General features: G+C 62.0%; 20 protein-coding genes, 5 tRNA genes and 3 rRNA genes. 8 read left to right on the forward strand and 20 right to left on the reverse strand.

Annotated features, from left to right (window positions below):
- Positions 1-14: 14 nt before the first annotated feature.
- Positions 15-716, reverse strand: coding sequence for a Crp/Fnr family transcriptional regulator (locus tag ASF81_RS13600; RefSeq protein WP_055809492.1), 702 nt, complete (start codon positions 714-716; stop codon positions 15-17).
- A 155-nt stretch (positions 717-871) separates the two neighbouring features.
- Between ASF81_RS13600 and ASF81_RS13605 the strand changes: the two genes are divergently transcribed.
- The 6 genes from ASF81_RS13605 to ASF81_RS13625 all read left to right on the forward strand — a co-directional run bounded on the left by ASF81_RS13605 (position 872) and on the right by ASF81_RS13625 (position 5006).
- Entirely contained in the window at positions 872-1177 is a 306-nt protein-coding gene (locus tag ASF81_RS13605) for a 4a-hydroxytetrahydrobiopterin dehydratase (protein WP_082503578.1), read from the forward strand.
- A complete protein-coding gene (locus ASF81_RS13610; RefSeq protein WP_055809495.1) occupies positions 1174-1971 on the forward strand; it encodes an SDR family oxidoreductase in 798 nt (265 codons plus the stop codon). The genes ASF81_RS13605 and ASF81_RS13610 overlap by 4 nt, the downstream gene beginning before the upstream one ends.
- Before the next feature lie 175 nt (positions 1972-2146).
- Positions 2147-2223: transfer RNA gene (locus ASF81_RS13615), tRNA-Arg, on the forward strand.
- A gap of 155 nt (positions 2224-2378) precedes the next feature.
- On the forward strand, positions 2379-4412 hold the full coding sequence (locus ASF81_RS13620; protein WP_055809499.1) for a TonB-dependent receptor: 2034 nt from the start codon (positions 2379-2381) through the stop codon (positions 4410-4412).
- A 90-nt stretch (positions 4413-4502) separates the two neighbouring features.
- Entirely contained in the window at positions 4503-4664 is a 162-nt protein-coding gene (locus ASF81_RS15130; RefSeq protein ID WP_156363283.1) for a hypothetical protein, read from the forward strand.
- Positions 4665-4805: 141 nt separating this feature from the next.
- Positions 4806-5006: a helix-hairpin-helix domain-containing protein gene (locus tag ASF81_RS13625; RefSeq protein WP_055809504.1), complete on the forward strand. Its 201-nt coding sequence runs from the start codon at positions 4806-4808 to the stop codon at positions 5004-5006.
- Positions 5007-5179: 173 nt separating this feature from the next.
- Here ASF81_RS13625 and ASF81_RS13630 read toward each other — a convergent pair.
- The 11 genes from ASF81_RS13630 to ASF81_RS13680 form a co-directional block, all read right to left on the reverse strand.
- Positions 5180-5256 (reverse strand) — tRNA-Met (locus tag ASF81_RS13630).
- A gap of 35 nt (positions 5257-5291) precedes the next feature.
- Positions 5292-5368, reverse strand: a tRNA-Met gene (locus ASF81_RS13635).
- An 88-nt stretch (positions 5369-5456) separates the two neighbouring features.
- Positions 5457-5571, reverse strand: a 5S ribosomal RNA gene (gene rrf / locus ASF81_RS13640).
- Between the two features lie 87 nt (positions 5572-5658).
- Positions 5659-8439 (reverse strand): 23S ribosomal RNA (locus tag ASF81_RS13645).
- Positions 8440-8638: 199 nt separating this feature from the next.
- A tRNA-Ala gene (locus tag ASF81_RS13650) sits at positions 8639-8714 on the reverse strand.
- A gap of 84 nt (positions 8715-8798) precedes the next feature.
- A tRNA-Ile gene (locus ASF81_RS13655) sits at positions 8799-8875 on the reverse strand.
- Between the two features lie 181 nt (positions 8876-9056).
- A 16S ribosomal RNA gene (locus ASF81_RS13660) occupies positions 9057-10517 on the reverse strand.
- The 16S, 23S and 5S rRNA genes sit together here with 4 tRNA genes alongside, the layout of an rRNA operon.
- A 770-nt stretch (positions 10518-11287) precedes the next feature.
- Entirely contained in the window at positions 11288-11488 is a 201-nt protein-coding gene (locus ASF81_RS13665; RefSeq protein WP_055809508.1) for a hypothetical protein, read from the reverse strand.
- A gap of 54 nt (positions 11489-11542) precedes the next feature.
- A complete protein-coding gene (locus ASF81_RS13670; protein ID WP_055809511.1) occupies positions 11543-11833 on the reverse strand; it encodes a DUF167 family protein in 291 nt (96 codons plus the stop codon).
- Between the two features lie 76 nt (positions 11834-11909).
- Positions 11910-12839, reverse strand: coding sequence for an electron transfer flavoprotein subunit alpha/FixB family protein (locus ASF81_RS13675; protein WP_055809514.1), 930 nt, complete (start codon positions 12837-12839; stop codon positions 11910-11912).
- Position 12840: 1 nt separating this feature from the next.
- Positions 12841-13605, reverse strand: coding sequence for an electron transfer flavoprotein subunit beta/FixA family protein (locus tag ASF81_RS13680; protein ID WP_055809517.1), 765 nt, complete (start codon positions 13603-13605; stop codon positions 12841-12843).
- A gap of 116 nt (positions 13606-13721) precedes the next feature.
- Here ASF81_RS13680 and ASF81_RS13685 point away from each other — a divergent pair, with 116 nt between their 5' ends.
- Positions 13722-14066 carry a hypothetical protein gene (locus tag ASF81_RS13685; protein WP_055755047.1) on the forward strand — a complete coding sequence of 115 codons (345 nt, stop codon included), beginning with the start codon at positions 13722-13724 and terminating at the stop codon, positions 14064-14066.
- 10 nt (positions 14067-14076) lie between these two features.
- Here ASF81_RS13685 and ASF81_RS13690 read toward each other — a convergent pair whose 3' ends face one another.
- On the reverse strand, positions 14077-14649 hold the full coding sequence (locus tag ASF81_RS13690) for a cob(I)yrinic acid a,c-diamide adenosyltransferase (protein WP_039246607.1): 573 nt from the start codon (positions 14647-14649) through the stop codon (positions 14077-14079).
- A gap of 2 nt (positions 14650-14651) precedes the next feature.
- Positions 14652-14855, reverse strand: a complete 204-nt coding sequence (locus ASF81_RS13695) for a twin transmembrane helix small protein (protein WP_055755048.1) — start codon at positions 14853-14855, stop codon at positions 14652-14654.
- 157 nt (positions 14856-15012) lie between these two features.
- Here ASF81_RS13695 and ASF81_RS13700 point away from each other — a divergent pair, with 157 nt between their 5' ends.
- Positions 15013-16167 carry a hypothetical protein gene (locus tag ASF81_RS13700; RefSeq protein ID WP_055809518.1) on the forward strand — a complete coding sequence of 385 codons (1155 nt, stop codon included), beginning with the start codon at positions 15013-15015 and terminating at the stop codon, positions 16165-16167.
- 38 nt (positions 16168-16205) lie between these two features.
- Here ASF81_RS13700 and ASF81_RS15135 read toward each other — a convergent pair whose 3' ends face one another.
- From ASF81_RS15135 to ASF81_RS13725, 6 genes are all read right to left on the reverse strand, one after another.
- Positions 16206-17156, reverse strand: a complete 951-nt coding sequence (locus ASF81_RS15135) for a hypothetical protein (RefSeq protein WP_156363285.1) — start codon at positions 17154-17156, stop codon at positions 16206-16208.
- 82 nt (positions 17157-17238) lie between these two features.
- Positions 17239-20151 carry a DNA polymerase I gene (polA, locus tag ASF81_RS13705; RefSeq protein WP_055809521.1) on the reverse strand — a complete coding sequence of 971 codons (2913 nt, stop codon included), beginning with the start codon at positions 20149-20151 and terminating at the stop codon, positions 17239-17241.
- Between the two features lie 37 nt (positions 20152-20188).
- Positions 20189-20806, reverse strand: a complete 618-nt coding sequence (locus ASF81_RS13710) for a DUF6655 family protein (protein WP_055809524.1) — start codon at positions 20804-20806, stop codon at positions 20189-20191.
- Complete coding sequence (locus ASF81_RS13715) at positions 20806-21246, reverse strand: VOC family protein (RefSeq protein WP_055809527.1); 441 nt, start codon at positions 21244-21246, stop codon at positions 20806-20808. The genes ASF81_RS13710 and ASF81_RS13715 overlap by 1 nt, the downstream gene beginning before the upstream one ends.
- An 81-nt stretch (positions 21247-21327) precedes the next feature.
- Entirely contained in the window at positions 21328-21567 is a 240-nt protein-coding gene (locus tag ASF81_RS13720) for a zinc-finger domain-containing protein (protein WP_017505425.1), read from the reverse strand.
- 56 nt (positions 21568-21623) lie between these two features.
- A complete protein-coding gene (locus tag ASF81_RS13725) occupies positions 21624-21917 on the reverse strand; it encodes a hypothetical protein (RefSeq protein WP_235559375.1) in 294 nt (97 codons plus the stop codon).

Below are 21917 nucleotides of genomic sequence, written 5' to 3' on the forward strand. Positions count from 1 at the left end.
AATGAGACACCCGATCAGGCCGCTTCGGGCTGCGGCAGTTTCAAATCCTTCATCACGTCGCGCATCAGGCCGTAACAGCCGCACGACGCCGCCTCCAGGCCGTCGCGATCCAGCACCTTGACCCAGCCACGTCCCCGCTGGATCAGGGACTTGCGCTCCAGCACCGTGCCGACCTCCGACACCGTGGCGCGACGCACGCCCAGCATACCGGCGATATCGGCCTGCGTCAGATCGATCCGGTCATCCTCGGCCCGGTCGTGAAGCATCAACAGCCAGCGGGCCAACCGTTCGTCCAGCCGGTGCTGGGCGTTGCAGGCGGCCGCCTGCTGCACCTGCGCCATCAAGCCTTCGGTGAAGCGCGACAGGGCTGAGCGCAGAGTCTCGCTGTCTTCCAGCGCCTCGCCGAACACCTCGGCCGAGCAATGGGCCGCGATCCCGTCGCGTTGCGAAATGGCCCGACTGGCGGCGCGGGCGTTGAACGGTCCGCAGGTCACGCCGATCAGGCCTTCACGCCCTACGGCGGCCGTCTCCACCATCTTGTCATCCGGCAGGATGGTCATCAGCGACACCACGCCCTTGATCGGAAACCACACCTGATCGACCGCCTCGCCGGCGTCATAGAGCATCTGGCCGCGTGTGATCTCGCGCTCTTTCAAATGCGGTTCGATCCGCTTGCGGTCGGCCGCATCCAGGGCGGCGATCCAGAGATTTTCCATCCTAACCCCGCTGGCGACCGATGACGCCGAAGAGCGACGATCGCTGCTCGATCAATGCACAAGCTTGACCATGGGTTCCCTGGACGGATCCGCGCGGCTTCGCCGCTTGCCGCCATCCATCAGGCGCCCTACGCCAAAGAAAAAGAGGAAACGCGATGACCAAGACACGGCTTGACGTAGCGGAAACGCTGAAGGATTTGCCCGCCTGGCGCGCGCATGACGGCGATCGCCCGGCCATCACGCGGACGCTGACGTTCGCGGATTTCAACGGCGCCTTCGGCTTCATGACCCGCGTCGCCCTGATGGCCGACAAGATGGACCACCATCCCGAATGGTCGAATGTCTACGACCGCGTCGAGATCCTGCTCACGACCCACGACGCCGATGGCGTGACGGACAAGGACGTGACCCTGGCCCGCTTCATTGACGACGCCGCGGCCGGCATGGGGGTGAAGTCGTGAGCGGCGCCGCGCGTCCCGGCCGCGTCGCCGGCAAGACGGCCCTGATCACCGGCGCGGCCGGCGGTCTGGGCGAAGCCATGGCCTTCATGCTGGCCCGCGAAGGCGCCCGCGTCGCCGTCACCGACATCGACGCCGCACGCGCTCAGGCCCTGGCGAGCCGGATCAATGCGGAAATTCTGGACGCCGCCTTCGCCTATGCCCACGACGTGGCCAGCGAGGCCGAATGGGAAGGTGTGATCGCCGCCGCCGTCGCCGATCTCGGCGGCCTGTCGGTGCTGGTTAACAACGCCGGCGTTGGCGGCCCCCTGGCCTTCGTCGAGCAGGACACGATCGAGAACTGGCAGCGTCAGTACGAGATCAATCTGCGCTCCATCATGCTGGGCGCCAAACACGCCATGCCGCATCTGCGCGCCTCGGCTCCGGCCTCGATCATCAATATCTCCTCGATCGCAGGGCTCGCGGCCGCCCCCGGCATGGGCGCCTACAACGCCACCAAGGCGGCGGTCTGGATGTACACCAAGACCCTGGCGCTTGAGGCCGCCAAGGCCGAATGGAACGTACGCTGCAACTCGGTCCATCCCGTCTTCATCAAGACGCCGATCCTGGATCCCTTCATCGCCATGGCCGGCGGGGACGAGGACAAGGCGCACGAGCGCCTCTCGCGTGGCATTCCCTTGAAGCGGATCGGCGAACCGGACGACGTCGCCTACTGCGTTCTCTATCTGGCGTCCGACGAATCCAAGTTCGTCACGGGGTCCGAGTTCAAGATCGACGGCGGCATGACGGCGCAGTAGGGCGCGAGCGCCCTACTGCATTCTTTTTGGGCCTATCGCGCATCGCGCTGCTTGAGGCCGGCGGCCTTCTTTGTCGGTGATTGATGGCGGCCATCCGGTCGTCATCCGCGCATTCGGGATTGAGGCCGCTTGCGCCATGCTGTAAGCGGCCTGTTCCGGCGTCGCGCCGGCCGACGCACCCGTAGCTCAGCTGGATAGAGTGCTGCCCTCCGAAGGCAGAGGTCACAGGTTCGAATCCTGTCGGGTGCGCCATTTTCCCCCTTCAAGATAGTCCACGACTCTTCTCCGGCCGGCGGCGCCCCTGGAGACACGCCCGACACAAAATCGTCGTCGGGTTCTTGATTGCGCAAAGCCTATGTGACGTTATCTCGTAACAAGTCACTTCCTCCCAGGCTGAGAGTTTTTCCATGCGTCCCTCAAGCGTCTCGCGATCCCTGCTCATGGCGGCCGCAGGCTCCACGATTCTGGCCGGCGCCGCCGCCGCGCAGTCCGCTCCGCAAGCCCCGGCGGAGTTGGGCGATATCATCGTCACGGGCGCGCCCTATGGCATCAGCCAGCGGGCCTCGGTAATCGCGACGGACGTCGTGGACGAACAGACCCTGGCCACGGCGCCGGCGGCCTCGCTCGGCGATATGCTGAGCGGGCGTCCGGGCATCCGTTCGACCGACTTCGCGCCCGGCGCCAGCCGACCCGTCATTCGCGGCCTTAGCGGGCCGCGCGTCCAGGTGCTGACCAACGGTATCGGCCTGATCGACGCGAGCTCTGTCTCGCCCGACCACGCCGTGGCCACCGATCCGGCCGAGGCCAATCGTATCGAGATCATCCGCGGGCCCGCGACGCTGGTCTATGGCGGCTCGGCCATCGGCGGCGTGGTCAATGTTCTGGACGATCGCATTCCCACCGAGATCCCCGAGGGCGGCGTGTCCGGCGTGGTCTCCACCCAGGCGTCCAGCGTGGACGACGGCCGCAGCGCCTTCGGACGCATGACCGTCGGCACTGGAAACTTCGCCTTCAACGTCGATGGGGTGAAGCGCAAGACCGACGACTACGACATCCCGGCCCCGGCCATTTCCGCCAGGCGCGCCGCCGCCGAAGGCCTTGCGCGCGAGGACACCGGAACCCAGCCCAACAGCTACACCGACCTGGAAGCTTGGGGCGTCGGCGGTTCCTACATCGGCGACAAGGGTTTCGCTGGCGTCTCCTACAAAAACACCGACAGCGAATACGGCACGGTCGCTGAGGAATCGGTCTTCATCAAGCTGAACCAGAAGCGGTGGGACGCGCGCGGCGAATACCGTTTCGACAGCGGGCCCTTTTCGGCCCTGCGCGGCTCCTACGGCCATGCCGACTACACCCACACCGAGTTCGAGGCCGTGGGCGAGCCGGGCACCATCTTCAACTCCGACGGCTGGGAAGGCCGTGCGGACCTTGTCCAGCGCGAACGCAACGGCTGGAACGGCGCCGTCGGCGTCCAGGCTCTGTCGCGTAACTTCGAAGCGATTGGCGAGGAGGCCTTCGTGCCCAGCGTCAAGATCGATGAACTGGGCCTCTATACGGTGCAGCGTCTGGACCTCGGCAACCATGGTTTCGAGGGTGGGCTGCGCTATGACCGGCGCGAACTCAGCGGCACGCCCATCGGCGGCGCCAGCGAAGTCACGCGCGAGTTCGACAACTGGTCGGCGTCCGCCGCCGCCTTCATCCGCCCGACCGCCGGCCTGTTCCTGGGCCTCAGCCTGGCCCACAACGAGCGTGCGCCCAGCGAGGTCGAACTGTTCGCCGATGGGGTCCACATCGCCACCGCCGCCTACGAGACCGGCGACCTGACGCTGCACTCCGAGAAGGTGACGACGCTGGAGGGCACCGCCCACTATGATCGCGGCCGGTTCACCGGCGATCTGCACGTTTATCACTCCTGGTATAACGGCTTCATCGACGAACGGCCGACGGGCGACCAGTTCTACTTCGAGGATGAGGACGAGTTCTTCCCCATCTATCGGTTCGTCCAGACCGACGCGAAGTTCTATGGCTTCGAGCTGGAAGGCGCCTATGCGCTTTGGCAGGACGGCGATCGCAAACTGTCGCTGGAAGGCGCGGCCGACTATGTCCACGCCCAGACGGACTTCGGCCCTGCCGCGCGGATCCCGCCCTACTCCGTCACCGGACGTCTGGCCTGGACATCGACCCGGTTCGACGCCAGCGCCGAGGTTCGCCACGTCGGAGAACAGGACCGGGTCGCCAACGCGTTCGAACTGCCGACCGACGACTACACCCTGGTCAACGCTTCGGTCGCGGTCCGCCCCTTCGCCCAGCAGAACGTCACTCTGTTCGCCGAGGCGCGGAACCTGACGGACGAGGAAGCCCGCGAACACGTGTCCTTCCTCAAGGACATCGCCCCTCTGCCGGGGCGCAACCTTCGGGTCGGCGTCGCCTACCGCTTCTGACGAAGATCGAGAGCCTTCGGCGCAGCCTTGGTTGCGCCGAAGGCTCACACGCGTCGGCGAACGCGAACCGCCTCCGTGCGTTGATCGCCCATGACCGACAAAGAACCCCGCAAAGTCCCGATTGGCTACGAAGACCGGCCCGACAAGCCGACACGCGGCGCCTTTCGCATCACGGCTCTCGCCATAGCGGCCGCAGCCGTCGTCTTCCTGACGCTGATCGCGGTCGTCGTCATTCGAAGCGGCGGGATCTAGGGGCTCAGGGCCTTCCGACCTGTATCGGGGGATGGCTTGCTGCACATCCTTCCCAAGCGCTTGAGCTTTTAGCCGGCGAAGTCGCCAGCCCGCGCAACCCCGCGGCCACCGGCCGCGAGGCTTTACTACGGACCGCGACAGATGATTGACTTGAACACCGCCACTGCGGGCGAACTCAATGGCGTCGAACTTTTGCGTGGCCATGGGTTTGAGATTGTCCGCTATCGTGAGGAACGCGGTCTGTTCACCAGCCTTCGCCAGCTCGACGAAGTGCCGGGTCTGGCCCAAAAAACGGATGGCGTCGAAGCGCACCTTTACGTCGAAGCTGCCGACGCCAGCTAGGCGATGTCTTTATCAAAGCGGCGGCCATAACCACGGTAGTGTGACCCTGCGAGAGATGCCGCGGTATGAACCCTTGGGATTGGATGGGCTGCCGATTTGTTTAAATCGCCAGGCAACCCCAACCCGACAGCATAAAGCCCCACGGCTTTTGGCGGTGGGGCTTTACGCTGTTTTGGGTGCGGGAGTAGGATTTGAACCTACGACCTTCAGGTTATGAGCCTGACGAGCTACCGGGCTGCTCCATCCCGCGGCAAACGGTAGTGTATCGTGAAGGAAGAACNGTTTTGGGTGCGGGAGTAGGATTTGAACCTACGACCTTCAGGTTATGAGCCTGACGAGCTACCGGGCTGCTCCATCCCGCGGCAAACGGTAGTGTATCGTGAAGGAAGAACGGTTTCGAGAAGGAYCGCGATTGCGGTGTTTGTTCATCATCGGCTGTCCGCCTGGTAGACCCGGCGGCGACCTACTCTCCCGCGCCTTGAGACGAAGTACCATTGGCTCTGGAGGGCTTAACGACCGAGTTCGGAATGGGATCGGGTGGGGAACCTCCGACATAGCCACCAGGTCAACCAGGGGGACAGCGGATGATGAGAAGACATTGTCTGAGATTGCTCTGGTCAAGGAGCAATCATCGAATGAGTTTTGCTGAGAAACGATCAAACCGATCGGATTATTAGTACCAGTAAGCTTCATGGGTCGCCCCACTTCCACACCTGGCCTATCAACGTGGTAGTCTTCCACGATCCTCAGCGAAGCCTTGTTTTGAGGTTAGTTTCCCGCTTAGATGCTTTCAGCGGTTATCTATTCCATACTTAGCTACCCTGCTGCACAGCTGGCGCCATGACAGGTACACCAGAGGTATGTCCATCCCGGTCCTCTCGTACTAGGGACAGATCCTCTCAAGCTTCGAACACCCACGGCAGATAGGGACCAAACTGTCTCACGACGTTCTGAACCCAGCTCACGTACCACTTTAAATGGCGAACAGCCATACCCTTGGGACCTGCTCCAGCCCCAGGATGTGATGAGCCGACATCGAGGTGCCAAACTTTGCCGTCGATATGGACTCTTGGGCAAAATCAGCCTGTTATCCCTAGAGTACCTTTTATCCGTTGAGCGATGGCCCTTCCACTCGGGACCACCGGATCACTATGGCCGACTTTCGTCTCTGCTCGACTTGTCAGTCTCGCAGTCAGGCGGGCTTATGCCATTGCACTCGACGACCGATTTCCGACCGGTCTGAGCCCACCATCGCGCGCCTCCGTTACACTTTAGGAGGCGACCGCCCCAGTCAAACTACCCACCACGCCATGTCCCGGGACCGGATAACGGCCCTCGGTTAGACGTCAACGACAGTAAGGGTGGTATTTCAAGGACGACTCCACCAGAGCTGGCGCCCCGGTTTCATAGTCTCCCACCTATCCTACACATACGGTCGCTAACGCCAAGGCGAAGCTATAGTAAAGGTTCATAGGGTCTTTCCGTCTGACCGCGGGAACCCCGCATCTTCACGGGGAATTCAATTTCACTGAGCCTATGCTGGAGACAGTGGGGAAGTCGTTACGCCATTCGTGCAGGTCGGAACTTACCCGACAAGGAATTTCGCTACCTTAGGACCGTTATAGTTACGGCCGCCGTTTACCTGGGCTTCAGTTCGACGCTTTCACATCTCCCTTTAACCTTCAGGCACCGGGCAGGCGTCAGACCCTATACGTCGCATTGCTGCTTCGCAGAGCCCTGTGTTTTTGCTAAACAGTCGCTACCCCCTGGCTTGTGCCACTCAGTCCTGCTTGCGCAAGGTGAGTCACGCTTATTCCGAAGTTACGCGTGCAATTTGCCGAGTTCCTTCAGCATAGTTCTCTCAAACGCCTTGGTATGCTCTACCTGACCACCTGTGTCGGTTTCGGGTACGGTCTCTGCTGGAGTTATTTCCTGGGACAACGCCCCCGCACACACAATCCAATAAGTGGGTACGAGTTAAGCCATCCGTCACTTCCAGCTGGTGCAGGAATATTTACCTGCTTCCCATCGACTACGCTTTTCAGCCTCGCCTTAGGGGCCGACTAACCCTGCGCAGATTAGCTTTACGCAGGAACCCTTGGTCTTTCGGCGAGAGTGTCTCTCACACTCTTATCGTTACTCATGTCAGCATTCTCACTTCCGATACCTCCAGCCAGGCTCACGCCTGACCTTCACCGGCCTACGGAACGCTCCGCTACCGCTTGCAGTAAACTGCAAACCCATATCTTCGGCGCACGGCTTGAGCCCCGTTACATTTTCCGCGCAGGATCGCTTGATCAGTGAGCTGTTACGCTTTCTTTAAAGGATGGCTGCTTCTAAGCCAACCTCCTGATTGTCAAAGCAATCCCACATCGTTTCCCACTTAGCCGTGACTTGGGGGCCTTAGATGATGGTTAGGGTTGTTTCCCTTTTCACGACGGACGTTAGCACCCGCCGTGTGTCTGCCCGATAGTTCTCTTGGGTATTCGGAGTTTGGTTAGTATTGGTACCGCTCGCGCAGCCCGCAACCATCCAGTGCTCTACCCCCCAAGGAATTCGTCGGACGCTCTACCTAAATAGATTTCGCGGAGAACCAGCTATGTCCAGGTTTGATTGGCCTTTCACCCCTATCCACAAGTCATCCCAGAATTTTTCAACATTCACGGGTTCGGTCCTCCAGTTGGTGTTACCCAACCTTCAACCTGCTCATGGATAGATCACCTGGTTTCGGGTCGTCATACGTCGAACTTAGCGCCCTATTCAGACTCGCTTTCGCTGCGCCTACACCTAACGGCTTAAGCTTGCTCGACACATGAAGTCGCTGACCCATTATACAAAAGGTACGCCGTCACCGCGCTTGGCGGCTCCGACTGCTTGTAGGCTTCCGATTTCAGGATCTGTTTCACTCCCCTTGTCGGGGTGCTTTTCACCTTTCCCTCACGGTACTTGTTCACTATCGGTCGTAGAGGAGTACTTAGGCTTGGAGGGTGGTCCCCCCATGTTCAGACAGGATTTCACGTGTCCCGCCCTACTCGAGTCTCTTGCTGTTTGATGACTACGGGGCTTTCACCCACTATGGCCGACCTTTCCAGATCGTTCGTCTTTATTTCACAAGAGCACTGGCCTGGTCCCGGTTCGCTCGCCACTACTACGGGAGTCTCGGTTGATGTCCTTTCCTCCGGGTACTGAGATGTTTCAGTTCCCCGGGTTCGCTTAATGAAGCCTATGTATTCAGCTCATTATACCTTTTAACAATCCGCCAATCGCTGCTTCCGAAGAAACAGAGTTGGAAGACTGTAAAGGTGGGTTTCCCCATTCGGAAATAACCGGATCAAAGGGTGCTAGCGCCTCCCCGGTTCTTATCGCAGCTTGCCACGTCCTTCATCGCCTCTCTACGCCAAGGCATCCGTCAGAAGCCCTTCAACGTTTGATCGTTTCTCAGCAAAACTCATGCTTGGTTTATTCCGCCCGACTGGAAAGATGCCGGGGGACCAAGCCTGATTTTTGTCAGACAATGTCTTCTTCTCGAACAAGACCTCAAAGCTCAGGGGAGCCGGTCACGTTCTTCCTTTACGATATCAATGCCAGCCGGCGGGCGCCGACGGGCAATTCTTGATGCGATCACAAGATCCTGGTGGAGCCAGACGGAGTCGAACCGACGACATCCTGCTTGCAAAGCAGGCGCTCTACCAACTGAGCTATGGCCCCATTCCATCAGGAACAGTGCGAAGCCCAGGAGAGCTGTCGGCGATGCCGTCTTGAGGCTGAGAACCCCCAGCGAACCAGAAGTCCTGGTAGGCCCGGGCAGACTCGAACTGCCGACCTTACGCTTATCAGGCGTACGCTCTAACCACCTGAGCTACGGGCCTATGGCAGCGACAGCCGGGTCATAAACACCCAGGCTCGCGATCGCGTCACCAACTCAACGACCCGTATGGCCGAGGCGTCGATGACGAAAGTGGAAAGAGAAACGGAGACGGCGGCGTTCCGCCGTTTATTGGAGCCTCAATAGACAGTCTCGTGAGAGACGGCCTGGAGAAGCATCCTTAGAAAGGAGGTGATCCAGCCGCAGGTTCCCCTACGGCTACCTTGTTACGACTTCACCCCAGTCGCTGACCCTACCGTGGTCGCCTGCCTCCTTGCGGTCAGCGCAGCGCCTTCGGGTAGAACCAACTCCCATGGTGTGACGGGCGGTGTGTACAAGGCCCGGGAACGTATTCACCGCGGCATGCTGATCCGCGATTACTAGCGATTCCAACTTCATGCCCTCGAGTTGCAGAGGACAATCCGAACTGAGACGACTTTTAAGGATTAACCCTCTGTAGTCGCCATTGTAGCACGTGTGTAGCCCACCCTGTAAGGGCCATGAGGACTTGACGTCATCCCCACCTTCCTCCGGCTTAGCACCGGCAGTCCCATTAGAGTTCCCAACTTAATGATGGCAACTAATGGCGAGGGTTGCGCTCGTTGCGGGACTTAACCCAACATCTCACGACACGAGCTGACGACAGCCATGCAGCACCTGTGTCCTAGTCCCCGAAGGGAAAGCCAGATCTCTCTGGCGGTCCAGGCATGTCAAAAGGTGGTAAGGTTCTGCGCGTTGCTTCGAATTAAACCACATGCTCCACCGCTTGTGCGGGCCCCCGTCAATTCCTTTGAGTTTTAATCTTGCGACCGTACTCCCCAGGCGGATTGCTTAATGCGTTAGCTGCGTCACCGAAATGCATGCATCCCGACAACTAGCAATCATCGTTTACGGCGTGGACTACCAGGGTATCTAATCCTGTTTGCTCCCCACGCTTTCGAGCCTCAGCGTCAGTAATGAGCCAGTGTGTCGCCTTCGCCACTGGTGTTCTTCCGAATATCTACGAATTTCACCTCTACACTCGGAGTTCCACACACCTCTCTCATACTCAAGACACCCAGTATCAAAGGCAATTCCGAGGTTGAGCCCCGGGATTTCACCCCTGACTTAAATGTCCGCCTACGCTCCCTTTACGCCCAGTAATTCCGAGCAACGCTAGCCCCCTTCGTATTACCGCGGCTGCTGGCACGAAGTTAGCCGGGGCTTCTTCTCCGGGTACCGTCATTATCGTCCCCGGTGAAAGAATTTTACAATCCTAAGACCTTCATCATTCACGCGGCATGGCTGCGTCAGGCTTTCGCCCATTGCGCAAGATTCCCCACTGCTGCCTCCCGTAGGAGTTTGGGCCGTGTCTCAGTCCCAATGTGGCTGATCATCCTCTCAGACCAGCTACTGATCGTCGCCTTGGTGAGCCTTTACCTCACCAACTAGCTAATCAGACGCGGGCCGCTCTAAAGGCGATAAATCTTTCCCCCGAAGGGCACATTCGGTATTAGCACAAGTTTCCCTGAGTTATTCCGAACCTAAAGGCACGTTCCCACGTGTTACTCACCCGTCCGCCACTAACTCCGAAGAGTTCGTTCGACTTGCATGTGTTAGGCCTGCCGCCAGCGTTCGCTCTGAGCCAGGATCAAACTCTCAGGTTGAGTTGACTTCTGACCTAAGCTTGAAGACCACCGAAGCGGTCTTGGCATTAGTTCTACGTATTTTATTGACGAGTTCCCACGTCATCGATCCGAAGACCGACGCATGGTATCTTTTCAAAAAGACCGCAGATAGTCAGTGTCGTATGATGACCTTCTAGGGTCATCGCAAGAACACCGCCGCCTGCGTTTCTCTTTCCAAATCAACAATGTCAAAGACCTGGAACCTCCGGAGAGGCCCGACCGTTTAGCGCCGTGTCGTCGGCGGAGGCGGCGATTTAGAGAACCGCAAACCCCGTGTCAACCGCTCTTTTCAGAGATCTTTCGGAGAGAAGAGCGAACCCTTCAGACCGCAAGAAACCACCGGAGGAAAGCGAGGCTTACCTCTGAAAACCCGTCGGCGATTCGATTGGAGCGCGGAACCTAGTGAAACCAACCGATGAAAGCAAGAAGTTTTTCGCTTCTTTCTTCCGTGNAGGCTTACCTCTGAAAACCCGTCGGCGATTCGATTGGAGCGCGGAACCTAGTGAAACCAACCGATGAAAGCAAGAAGTTTTTCGCTTCTTTCTTCCGTGAAACCGTGAGGACCTAAACCCCCGCGGCCCCGCCGGCCGGCCCGTTTCCGAGCGAGGCGGCTCTATACGGAGAGGCTGATTTGTCAGCAAGCGGATTCTGACAGTCCGGGGGAAGTTTCTCGCAGACTCATGATCGTCGATCAGGAATCGTAATCCTCCGGGCTATTTGAAGCCCATAAATACAGGCGTTTCGCCTTCTCAGGCCCCGCCGAGACGCGACATCAGTTCTGGATCCTGCTCGCAGGCCGCGACCTCATCATCGAAGGCGCGTTGGGCATCCGCTTCTTCGTTAAAAGTCGCCGGCTCGGACAGCCGCAGGCTCGAGACCGCATAGACATCGCTCTTCTGCTCGAGCGTGACGCCGCTGCGGGCGTGGAGGATGCGGGCGTCCATCGTCATTGGGCTAGTCTCCTGTTCCGATGCAGAACGCACCAATAGGCTGGATGGCTCTCCTCAATCGCCAGAAAGACCGTCGACGAGGCGCAAGCGCAGCTCTTCGTCATCCAGGCCCTGCACAACGATCATCTTCAAACGTGACTGTGCACCGCGTCCGACGCTGACCGACGACTTCGGGACGCCAAGGCTTTTGGCCAGGAGCCGGATCAGGGCGTCGTTGGCTTCTCCCTCGATCGGGCGGGCGCGGACGCGCGCCTTGAGCACGGGTCGACCCTCGGCGTCGCTCGTCCACCCATCAATGCGGTCGGCTGCAGCGCCGGGCTGCAGCCTTACAGGCAAGTTCGCCATGCGGTCCTTTGCGGGCAAGAAAAAGGGCGCGGCTCCGATCGGCGCCGCGCCCTCTTCAGATCGATTCGACGTGGGCCTAGCCCAAGGCGGCCATCAGTTCCGGCACCACCGTCTTGTAGTCGCCGACCAGACCATAGTCCGCGACCTGGAAGATCGGGGCGTCTGCGTCCTTGTTGATGGCGACGATGGTCTTGGAGTCCTTCATCCCGGCAAGGTGCTGGATGGCGCCCGAGATGCCGATGGCGATGTAGAGCGCCGGGGCGACCACCTTGCCGGTCTGACCGACCTGATAGTCGTTGGGCGCATAGCCGGCGTCGACCGCCGCGCGCGAAGCGCCGATGGCGGCGCCCAGCTTGTCGGCGAGCGGCTCCATCACGGCATGGAATTCGTCCGCCGAGCCCAGGGCGCGACCGCCCGAGACGATGATCTTGGCGGCGCCCAGTTCGGGCCGGTCCGACTTGACAATCTCCTCGGACACGAAGGCCGTCTTGGGCGCATCGGCGCCGGCGACGCTCTCGACCGCAGCCGAACCGCCTTCGGCGGCGGCGGCGAAGGCGGTCGGGCGCACCGTGATCACCTTCTTGGCGTCGGCCGACTGGATCGTCTCCAGCGCATTGCCGGCATAGATGGGGCGCACGAAGGTATCGGCCGACACAACCTCGATGATGTCCGAGATCGGCGCGACGTCCAGCTTGGCGGCCAGACGCGGGGCGAAGTTCTTTCCGTCCGTGGTCGCCGGCGTCAGGATGGCGTCGTAGCCCCCGGCCAGCGGCAGGACGGTCGCCTCGACCGCTTCGGCGAGCATTTTGCCCACACCGGCGCTCTCGGCCAGCAGCACCTTGCGGACGCCCGCGATCTTGGCGGCGCTGTCGGCGGCGGCCTGCGCTCCCTGCCCCAGGACCAGGACGTCCACATCGGACGACAGGCCCAGCGCGGCGGTCACGGTTTTATGCGTGGTATCGCGAACGGTCGAACCGTCGTGATCGGCGATGACGAGGACAGCCATTTTACAGCGCTCCCGCAGACTTGAGCTTGGAAACCAGTTCGGCCGCATCGGCCACCTTGACGCCGGCCGACCGCTTGGGCGGCTCGGTGACCTTGATGACCTTCAGGCGGTCGGCGACATCGACGCCGTAGTCGGTGACCGCCTTCATGGCGATCTCCTTCTTCTTCGCCTTCATGATGTTCGGCAGGGAGGCATAGCGCGGCGTGTTCAGCCGCAGGTCCACCGTGACCACCGCCGGCAGTTCGGCAGCAATCGTCTGCAGGCCGCCGTCAACCTCGCGCGTGACCGTGGCCTTGCCGGCATCGATCACCAGCTTGCCGGCGAAGGTCGCCTGGGGCCAGTCCAGCAGGGCGGCCAGCATCTGGCCCACCGCATTGTTGTCGCCGTCGATCGACTGTTTGCCCATCAGGACCAGGTCGGGCTTTTCTTCCTCGACCACCGCCTTCAGCAGCTTGGCGACCGCCAGCGGCTCCAGGTCCGTGTCCGACTGAATCAGCAGACCGCGATCCGCGCCCATGGCCAGCGCCGTGCGGATGGTTTCCTGGGCCTGGGTGACGCCGATGGAGACCACGACGATCTCCGTCGCGGTGCCGGCGGCATGGTGTTCCTTGCCTTCCTTCAGACGAACCGCCTCTTCGACGGCGATCTCGTCGAAGGGATTCATGCTCATCTTGACGTTGGCCAGATCGACGCCCGACTGATCCGCCTTGACGCGGGCCTTGACGTTATAGTCGATCACCCGTTTGACGGGGACGAGTACCTTCATGGGTCTATCCGTGAAATCGCCTGAATGTGTGGGCAGGACATGGAGCGGTCGCGAAGGCCTGTCAACGTAACGCGGGGTCAAGCTGTGGCTGCGATCCCTATCCAACGGACCACGAGATGAAGCGTTTCCTGACCTTTCCCCGCCTGGCGATGATCTTCTTCGGCCTGTTCGGCATCACCGTCGTCGGGATTTTCGCCTTGCAGGACTATTGGGTCGCGCCCGGCAAACGCTGCGAGGCGGCGGGCAAATGGTACGATATGGAAAGCCGCATCTGCGCCCAGCCCATCTCGATCGCCCAGATCACCGGCCGCCCCAATGGCGTGTCGCGCGCCGAGGCTTCGGCCGAGAAGAACCGGGAGCTGGTTCGCATCGAACAGGATCTCGCCGCCCAGAGCCGCGCCCGAGCCGCAGAGGCCGAGCGTCAGAAAGCCGCACTGGCGGCGGCGCGTCCCGCCGCCTGACCGGTTTCGCCTAGCGGGTCGCGCCGGGCTTCCATTTGATGTCGCTGGCGCCGTTGGCGTTGGCGCGTCGAGCCGCGACAAACAGATGGTCGGACAGGCGGTTCAGATATTTGACCGCCTCGACGTTCACGGCCTCGCCGTTTTCGATCAGACGCACCGCCTCGCGTTCGGCCCGTCGGCAGACGGTGCGCGCGACATGCAGATGGGCCGACAAGGGCGCACCGCCCGGCAGGATGAAGCTGTCGAGCGCCTTCAGGCTCTCGTTCATCCAGTCGATTTCCTGCTCAAGGCGCGCAACCTGGCTCTCGACGATGCGCAAAGCCTCCCAGGCCGGCGGCGGGTCTAGAGGCGTGGCCAGATCGGCGCCCAGATCGAACAGCTCATTCTGGATCCGGCCCAGCATGGCGTCGATCCGGTCGTTCTGGCCGCTGTTCAGCCGGGCGACCCCGATCACCGCGTTCAGCTCATCCACCGCGCCATAGGCCTCGACCCGGGCATCGCTCTTGGACACCGGCGCGCCGGACGCCAGCCGCGTGCGACCGTCGTCGCCCGTGCGGGTGTAGATCTTGTTCAGCGTCACCATGATCAGGCTCCCTGCGTCGCCTTCCACATCATGCCGACGACAAGCAGGATGACGGCCACCGCCTGAAGCCCGACGCGCAGACGCATCAGCTTGTTGGAATGGCTGCGCGCATAGTCCCCGCCTCGGAACAGTGAATAGAGGCCGAAGCCCAAGGTGATCGTCACGGCCAGGATCGCGAGAATGATCAAAATGTCGAAAATCTGCATGCCACCGTTCTAGACCCGGATCGCCGTCACGCGCCAGCGCAGCGCTCAAAGCCATTGTCCGGCGCGCAGGATCGAACGGCAGAAATTCGCCGACCGCAGATATTTTACTTCTCGAGCTAAGCCATTTGGTGACGATTGTTGGCGTAACGTCAGCGCCATGACTGATCGCGCCGTCCGCAACCTGGAGCACCTCAAGAGCTCGGCCTCCACAGCCCGCGTGCTGAATCTGCTGCGCGTGTGGGAGGAGAACGGCGACAGCGCGCCCGACGGCGCCGTGCGCAATCCCGACTGGGCGGCGCGTCCGATATTCCGTACGGCGGCGCTGAACCGCGCCCTGATCATCAAACATCGTCTGCGGCGCAATGAGACCGATCTGTTCACCGGCCGACGCCAGGTCGCGACTAAGGTCGTCATCCCCATCGACGATGCCGACTTGAAGACCGGCGGCCGATACGTATTCGTCAATCAGATCGGCTTCGAGCGGATGATGATGGAAGCGTTCGGCGTTGCGCCCAACCATCCCGACATCGAGACCCTGCGCCTGATCGACAGACTGCCGTCGCTGGACCCCTTTTTGCTGCGCGAGCAGTTGCGGCGCGGCGGCCTGGACCCCTCGCCCTGCTACTTCTCGATCAGCGACAGTGATCTTCAGCGCATGCTGGCCTTCGTTCGCAGCGAGATCGAGCCGCTGGTGACGCTCAGCCTGGGCGCGGACACGATCGCAGTGAACTCGGATTCGGCCGGGCGGATGGCGTCAAAGATCCTGTCGAACACGCCCGGCGATCAGCTGGACGCCCTGCGACTGACGCTGCGCCTGGCGCCCGAACAGTATCAGGAGGGCGTCTTCTGCTGGAAAGGCTTCCTCTATTACAAGTGGACGCTCGCCGCCCTGCTGGGCGAAGTCGCCGGGGTCGCCGAGGCCGTGCGCACCATCAAGCCGGTCGGCAAGGTCGATCGCGCCGCCAAGGAATATCTGGCGCGCAGCCGCGATGTCCTGCGCGGCCGCATCATCAAGACGTGCGACGAGGTCAGTCGCACTCTGCGCGTCTATGACGACGCCTACGCCAAACTGACCCAGGAAGGCCGCCCGATCGCCTTCCGCGACTTCTTGCTGGACGCTCCCTCCATGTTCGCCAAGCTGGGTGACCAGCTAGGCGCCGTCCAGCATATCGTCAGCTACTGGCGCTTCCGCTTCGGCCCGTCGGCCTCTCCGGTGAACGTCGAGGAGCTGATGGACATCTTCATGGACTTCGAAACCGGCCTGCTCGGCCGCGGCGAACTTCCCGACGATATCGGCATGATCGCGGCGTAGCGTACGTTACGACAACGGGCTGGCCTGCGTTCACACCGCTAGTCGTTTATGACCGCTTGATCGGAAGCAGCTTTCATAGCTCGTGCGGACGATGCCAATGCCGACGCTTGGTTGCCGATTTGGATGCGGGTGAGGTCGGATTGGTAAAGCCCGTCCAGATATGCCCTGTCCCAACTCGTCAAACCCGATGGCGCACCTTCGGGATTTGAAAACAGATTGAGGATTGTTGCAAAGCCTCGGGTTTGTCCTGCCGGGTCGATCTGAGCAAAGGCCACCATAGACAGATAGTCGCTCAGTTGACCGACGGAGGCGCTTTGCACCTGATCAACATCTAAGATAATGAGTATATGATAAAGAAAATCAGATATTGATGCACGTAGGCGGGTGGGGCTTGTTACGCGAACACTTGGCGCATAGGCCAAAACATCATTACCATCCAATCCCATCGCAAGCGTGTTGTAGTATCCAGGTAACCTAACGGCGAGTTCGCCTGTTTCGGCATTGCCTGGGTAACTGACTTGCCACCAGCGCACAGGACGGTCAGTTTTGATAAAAGCATCGAGCCTTGCCCGGCCTTGATCAGTGCCGCTGCCGCCTGTGTGGAACGCCCTGAACGACTGCGACACAAGTGCTCCAGCCAGTTTCGATGGCTGATCTGATGCTGTGATCTTGATATTTGGACGACAACCCGGCGCCCCAACCTGGAGGCCCAGGCCGAGAGCCGTATCGCCGAGACGATCGGCAATTTCCTGAGCCACATCGGCGCGCAGATTGATGACCCCAATACAAACGCCATCCCGCCAACGCGCCAAACCTCGTGCGCCAGCAGGGTCGGCTACGGCGCCAACATATTGTTCGGCTGCATCCTCGAATCTCTGGGCGTTGACGATGACGTCTTCAACTTGAACAGGGCCGCTCGCATTCGAAGGCTGTATCGCCTGACCTCCGCCAGCCAGTAAAACCGTTGCGAATAAAAGCCCAACAGACATATCTCAGCCCCGCAGACTACGAACCTCAGATTGTTCTTAACCTAACCTGCAAGCGTTTGCAATTTTACTGCTTACGTAACCATCAGTGCGCGGCGTCCCAGTTCGACGCCGCGCGGGCATCCACTACGAGGGGTACGGTCAGGGCCACGGCTGGGTCCGACGCGTTTTCCATCACGCGTTTGATGACGGCGATGGCGCGGTCGGCCTCGGCTTCCGGCGCCTCGAACACTAGTTCGTCGTGGACCTGAAGCAGCATGCGCGTAGCAAGACCGGCTTCGGTCAGGGCGGCGGGCATGCGGATCATGGCGCGGCGGATGATGTCGGCGGCCGCGCCCTGGATTGGGGCGTTGATGGCGGCGCGCTCGCCGAACTGGCGCTCGGCGCCGGACTTGGAGTGGATGGCCGGGATGTGGATGCGGCGGCCGAAGACGGTCGAGACGAAGCCGGTCTGGCGGACCTCGGCTTTGGTCTTGTCCATATAGGCGCGGATGCCTGGGAAACGTTCGAAATAGGTCTTGATATAGGCTCCGGCCTCGCCCTGATCGATGCCCAGCTGGTTGGCCAGGCCGAAGGCCGAGATGCCGTAGACGATGCCGAAGTTGATGGCCTTGGCGCGGCGGCGCGTTTCGGACGGCATGCCCTCGACGGGAACGCCGAACATCTCGCTCGCTGTGGCGGCGTGAATGTCCAGCCCGGCCTTGAATGCGCGCTTAAGCTCGGGGATGTCGCCGATATGGGCCAGCAGGCGCAGTTCGATCTGGCTGTAGTCGGCGCTGATCAGGACATTGCCGGGCGCGGCGATAAAGGCCTGACGGATCTCGCGGCCGGTCTCGGTGCGGATCGGGATGTTCTGAAGATTAGGGTCGCTGGACGCCAGACGGCCGGTGGTGGCGGCGGCCAGCTGATAGCTGGTGTGGACGCGGTCGGTCTTGGGATCGGCGGCGGCGGTCAGGGCGTCGGTGTAGGTGCCCTTCAGCTTGGACAGCTGGCGCCAGTCCAAGATCGCGCGCGGCAGATCGTGGCTGAGCGCCAGTTCCTCCAGCACGCTGGCGTCGGTGCCCCACTGGCCCGAGGCGGTCTTCTTGCCGCCCGGCAGGTTCAGTTCGCCGAACAAAATCTCGCCGATCTGGCGCGGCGAGCCGATGTTGAAGGGGCGTCCGGCGATCTCATGGGCCTGGGCCTCCAGCTCGGCCATGCGCAGGCCGAACTCGCTGGACAGCCGCTTCAGCCGGTCGGGATCGATGCGAACCCCATTCAACTCCATGTCCGCCAGCACCGTCGGCATGCCGCGCTCGAGCGTCTCATAGACGGTGGACAGGCCCTCCCGCGCCAGCCGGGGCTTGAGGATTCGCCATAGCCTCAGCGTCACGTCCGCATCCTCGGCCGCATATTCCGACGCGGGTTTCAAAGCCACATGCTTGAAGGATTTCTGGCTCTTGCCGGCACCCGCCACGCTCTTGAACGGGATCGGCTCGTGGCCCAGGTGCAGGCGCGCCAGCTCGTCCATGCCGTGCCCGTGCAGTCCGCCCTCCAGCACATAGGAGATCAGCATGGTGTCGTCATAAGGCGCGACGCGGATGCCTCGACGCGCCATGACGGCGATGTCGTATTTGGCGTTCTGAAGCACCTTCAGGACCGACGGGTCTTCCAGCAACGTCTTCAGCTTGGCCAGGGTCGTGGGCTTGTCCAGCTGATGGATCGGCTCGGGCGCCTCTCCCGCTTCACCAAAGAGACCGCCCTCGCCGGCCTGCAGCTCGTGCTCGTGCGTCAGGGGGATGTAGCAGGCCTCGTTCGGCCCCACCGCCAACGACACGCCGCACAGTCCCGCATGGGTCGCCGACAGCGTATCGGTCTCGGTGTCGAAGCCGACGACGCCGACCTCGGTCGCGCGCGCGATCCAGCGATCCAGCGCCACTTCGGTCTGGACGCATTCGTAGGCCGCGTGATCGAATGTCTGGACCTCGACCGGGCCTTCGACGACCTGGCCGTAGCGAGGGGTCGAGACCGGCGCGCTCAGGTTCGGCGCACGCTTGGGCGCAAAGGCCGAGACGTCGCTGGGCCCGGCCTTGCCGTCGCCGACGCGGCGCTGCAGCGAGCGGAACTCCATCGTCTCCAAAAAGGCCGACAGGATCGCGGGATCGGGGTCGCGCACGGCGAAATTATCGATCGCCTCGGGCGCCGGCGCATCGCAGGTCAGGCGCACCAGCTCGCGCGATAGACGGATCTGGTCGGCGAAGTCGATCAGGGTCTGGCGGCGTTTGGGCTGTTTGATCTCACCGGCATTGGCCAGCAAGGTGTCCAGATCGCCGTATTGGTCCAGCAGCTGCGCCGCCGTCTTCGGCCCGATGCCTGGCGCGCCGGGGACGTTGTCCACGCTGTCGCCGATCAAGGCCTGCAGATCGACCATCTTCTCCGGGCCGACGCCGAACTTTTCGAACACCTCAGGCTCGGCCAGACGCCGGTCCTTCATCGGATCCCACATCACGACGCCGCCACCGATCAGCTGCATCAGATCCTTGTCGGACGAGACGATCACCGCCTCGCCGCCCACATCGCGCGCCTTGCAGGCGTAGGTCGCGATCAGGTCGTCGGCCTCATAGCCGGGCAGCTCGACGCAATGGACTCCGAACGCCGCCGTCGCCTCGCGCACCAGCGGAAACTGCGGGACCAGATCCTCGGGCGGCGGGGGGCGATGGGCCTTGTACTGATCGTACAGGGTGTTGCGGAACGTCTTTTCCGAATGGTCGAAGATGGCCACCAGGTGCGTCGGGCCATCGGCGCCCTTCATGTCCTTCAGCAGCTTCCACAACATGTTGCAGTAGCCCTGGACCGCGCCGACCGGCAGGCCGTCGGATTTGCGCGTCAGAGGCGGCAGGGCGTGATAGGCGCGAAAGATGTAGGCCGAAGCGTCGATCATCCACAGCCGCAGCGCAGGGCCGTCCTGCGTCATCGGGCGTTCGGTTTCTGGATTTTCGGGCGCAGTCGTCTCGGTCATGGCGGGAACATAGGGCTCCTACGCCCCCGCGTCAGCGTCAGAATTCGGTCCAGCTCGATCCCGGATCGCGTTGACCCGGCTGGGCCTGCTGCTGGCCCCAAGACACGACCATGAAGGCCTTGTGGCTGCGGATGCGATAGGTGCCAATCATCGGCACCACGGCACCCAGCGGCGCACCGGTCTTGGCTTCGTAGAGGAAGCCGGAAAATTCGGCGACCCCGACCCGGTCCCGGTGGCTGTAGACCGACAGTTCCGGCAGGGAGACGACGTTGAAGGTCTCGTTGATCGGGATCCGCATCTCCGGAATGCCGAAGACGCGCCGCATCTGTTCCAGCGACAGGGCGCCGGCGCGGATCTCGAACACGGCGTTCGCCTCGTCCTTGTTGCGGGCCAGGCTGAAACCGGCGTCCGAGATCGCCCCCCGGATCGCGCTGACGGCGTAGCGTGTGCCCTCGCCCTGGAAATAGGCGTCGTCGATGAAGACCGAAGCGCCCGTCGGCAGCGGCAGGACCAGCCCCTCGACCGCCCGGTCCGAGGCGCGCGCCAAGAGCAGCTGCTCCGTCGCCGTGCGGCCGGTGTTGCTTTCGGTGGTCGAGGCGCAGGCCGACAGCACGACCGCCGCAACCGTCAGCAGAGCCGCCGTCCGGACCGTCATCACCAGGCGCCGACGTTCGGCATGGAGGCCCAGGGCTCGGCCGGCGCCAGCGGCGCGCCTTCCTGAAGCAGTTCGATGGAGATGCCGTCGGGCGAGCAGACGAAGGCCATGTTGCCGTCGCGCGGCGGACGGTTGATCGTCACCCCGCCGTCCATCAGCTTCTGGCAGGCGGCGTAGATGTCATCGACCTTATAGGCCAGGTGACCGAAGTTGCGCCCGCCCTGATACTCTTCCGGATCCCAGTTGAAGGTCAGCTCGACCTCGGGGCTGCGTTCCGCCGCCGACTGCTCCAGATTCTTGGGCGCGGCGAGAAACACGAGCGTGAACCGGCCCGCCTCGTTCTCGATGCGGCGCACCTCCTGCAGACCCAGAAGGTCGCAATAGAAGTGCAGCGAGGCGTCGATGTCCTTTACCCGGACCATGGTGTGCAGATAGCGCAAGGCTCGTCTCCGTCCGAACAGCGTGTCAGCCGTCTATAGACCCAACCGCCGCAACACCGCGACTGAACTGAGGTTACGGTCTCAGTGGGCCTCGGGCGCGCGAGCCGCGGGGCTCAGATATTCGTTCTCGTCGTGCGCCTGGGCCGACAGGACGAAACGCCGGTCGCAATAGCCGCACTCGATGAAGTCGTCCTCGCCCATGTCCATATAGACCAGCGGATGACCCAGGGCCCCGCCGCCGCCGTCGCAGGCCACGCGTTTGGTCGAGACGACGATCTCTTCGGGCGGCGGGATGATGGCGTCGGAATGGCGGGGAGGCATGGTCCGGTCCGGGTCTGAAAGGCTTGCGGGCTTCCTAGGCGGACCGGCCCCGAAGGTCAAACCTCGCTGGGCGCCGCCGGGCGACGGCCCAGAAGACGGTTCAGCATCGCCTTGCGCTTCTTGAACAAGGTCAGACCCAGACAGGCCGCGCCGACCCACAGACCGATCTCGCCGATCAGCAGCAGGGCGGCGCCGGCGATGGCGGCATGCGTCATCTCGATCTGATCAGTCTTGCCCGCCAGCAGCGCCAGTCCTCCACTGGTATAGCCAATGGCGCAGACCGCCATGGCGACGAAGCCGATCAGGCGGGTACGGGTCAGAGGCGTCTTGACTTTTTGAACGGGGGTCAC

Origin of the sequence: Brevundimonas sp. Leaf168 (genome assembly GCF_001423685.1) — a bacterium.
In the GTDB taxonomy this organism is placed as follows: Bacteria; Pseudomonadota; Alphaproteobacteria; order Caulobacterales; family Caulobacteraceae; genus Brevundimonas; species Brevundimonas vesicularis_C.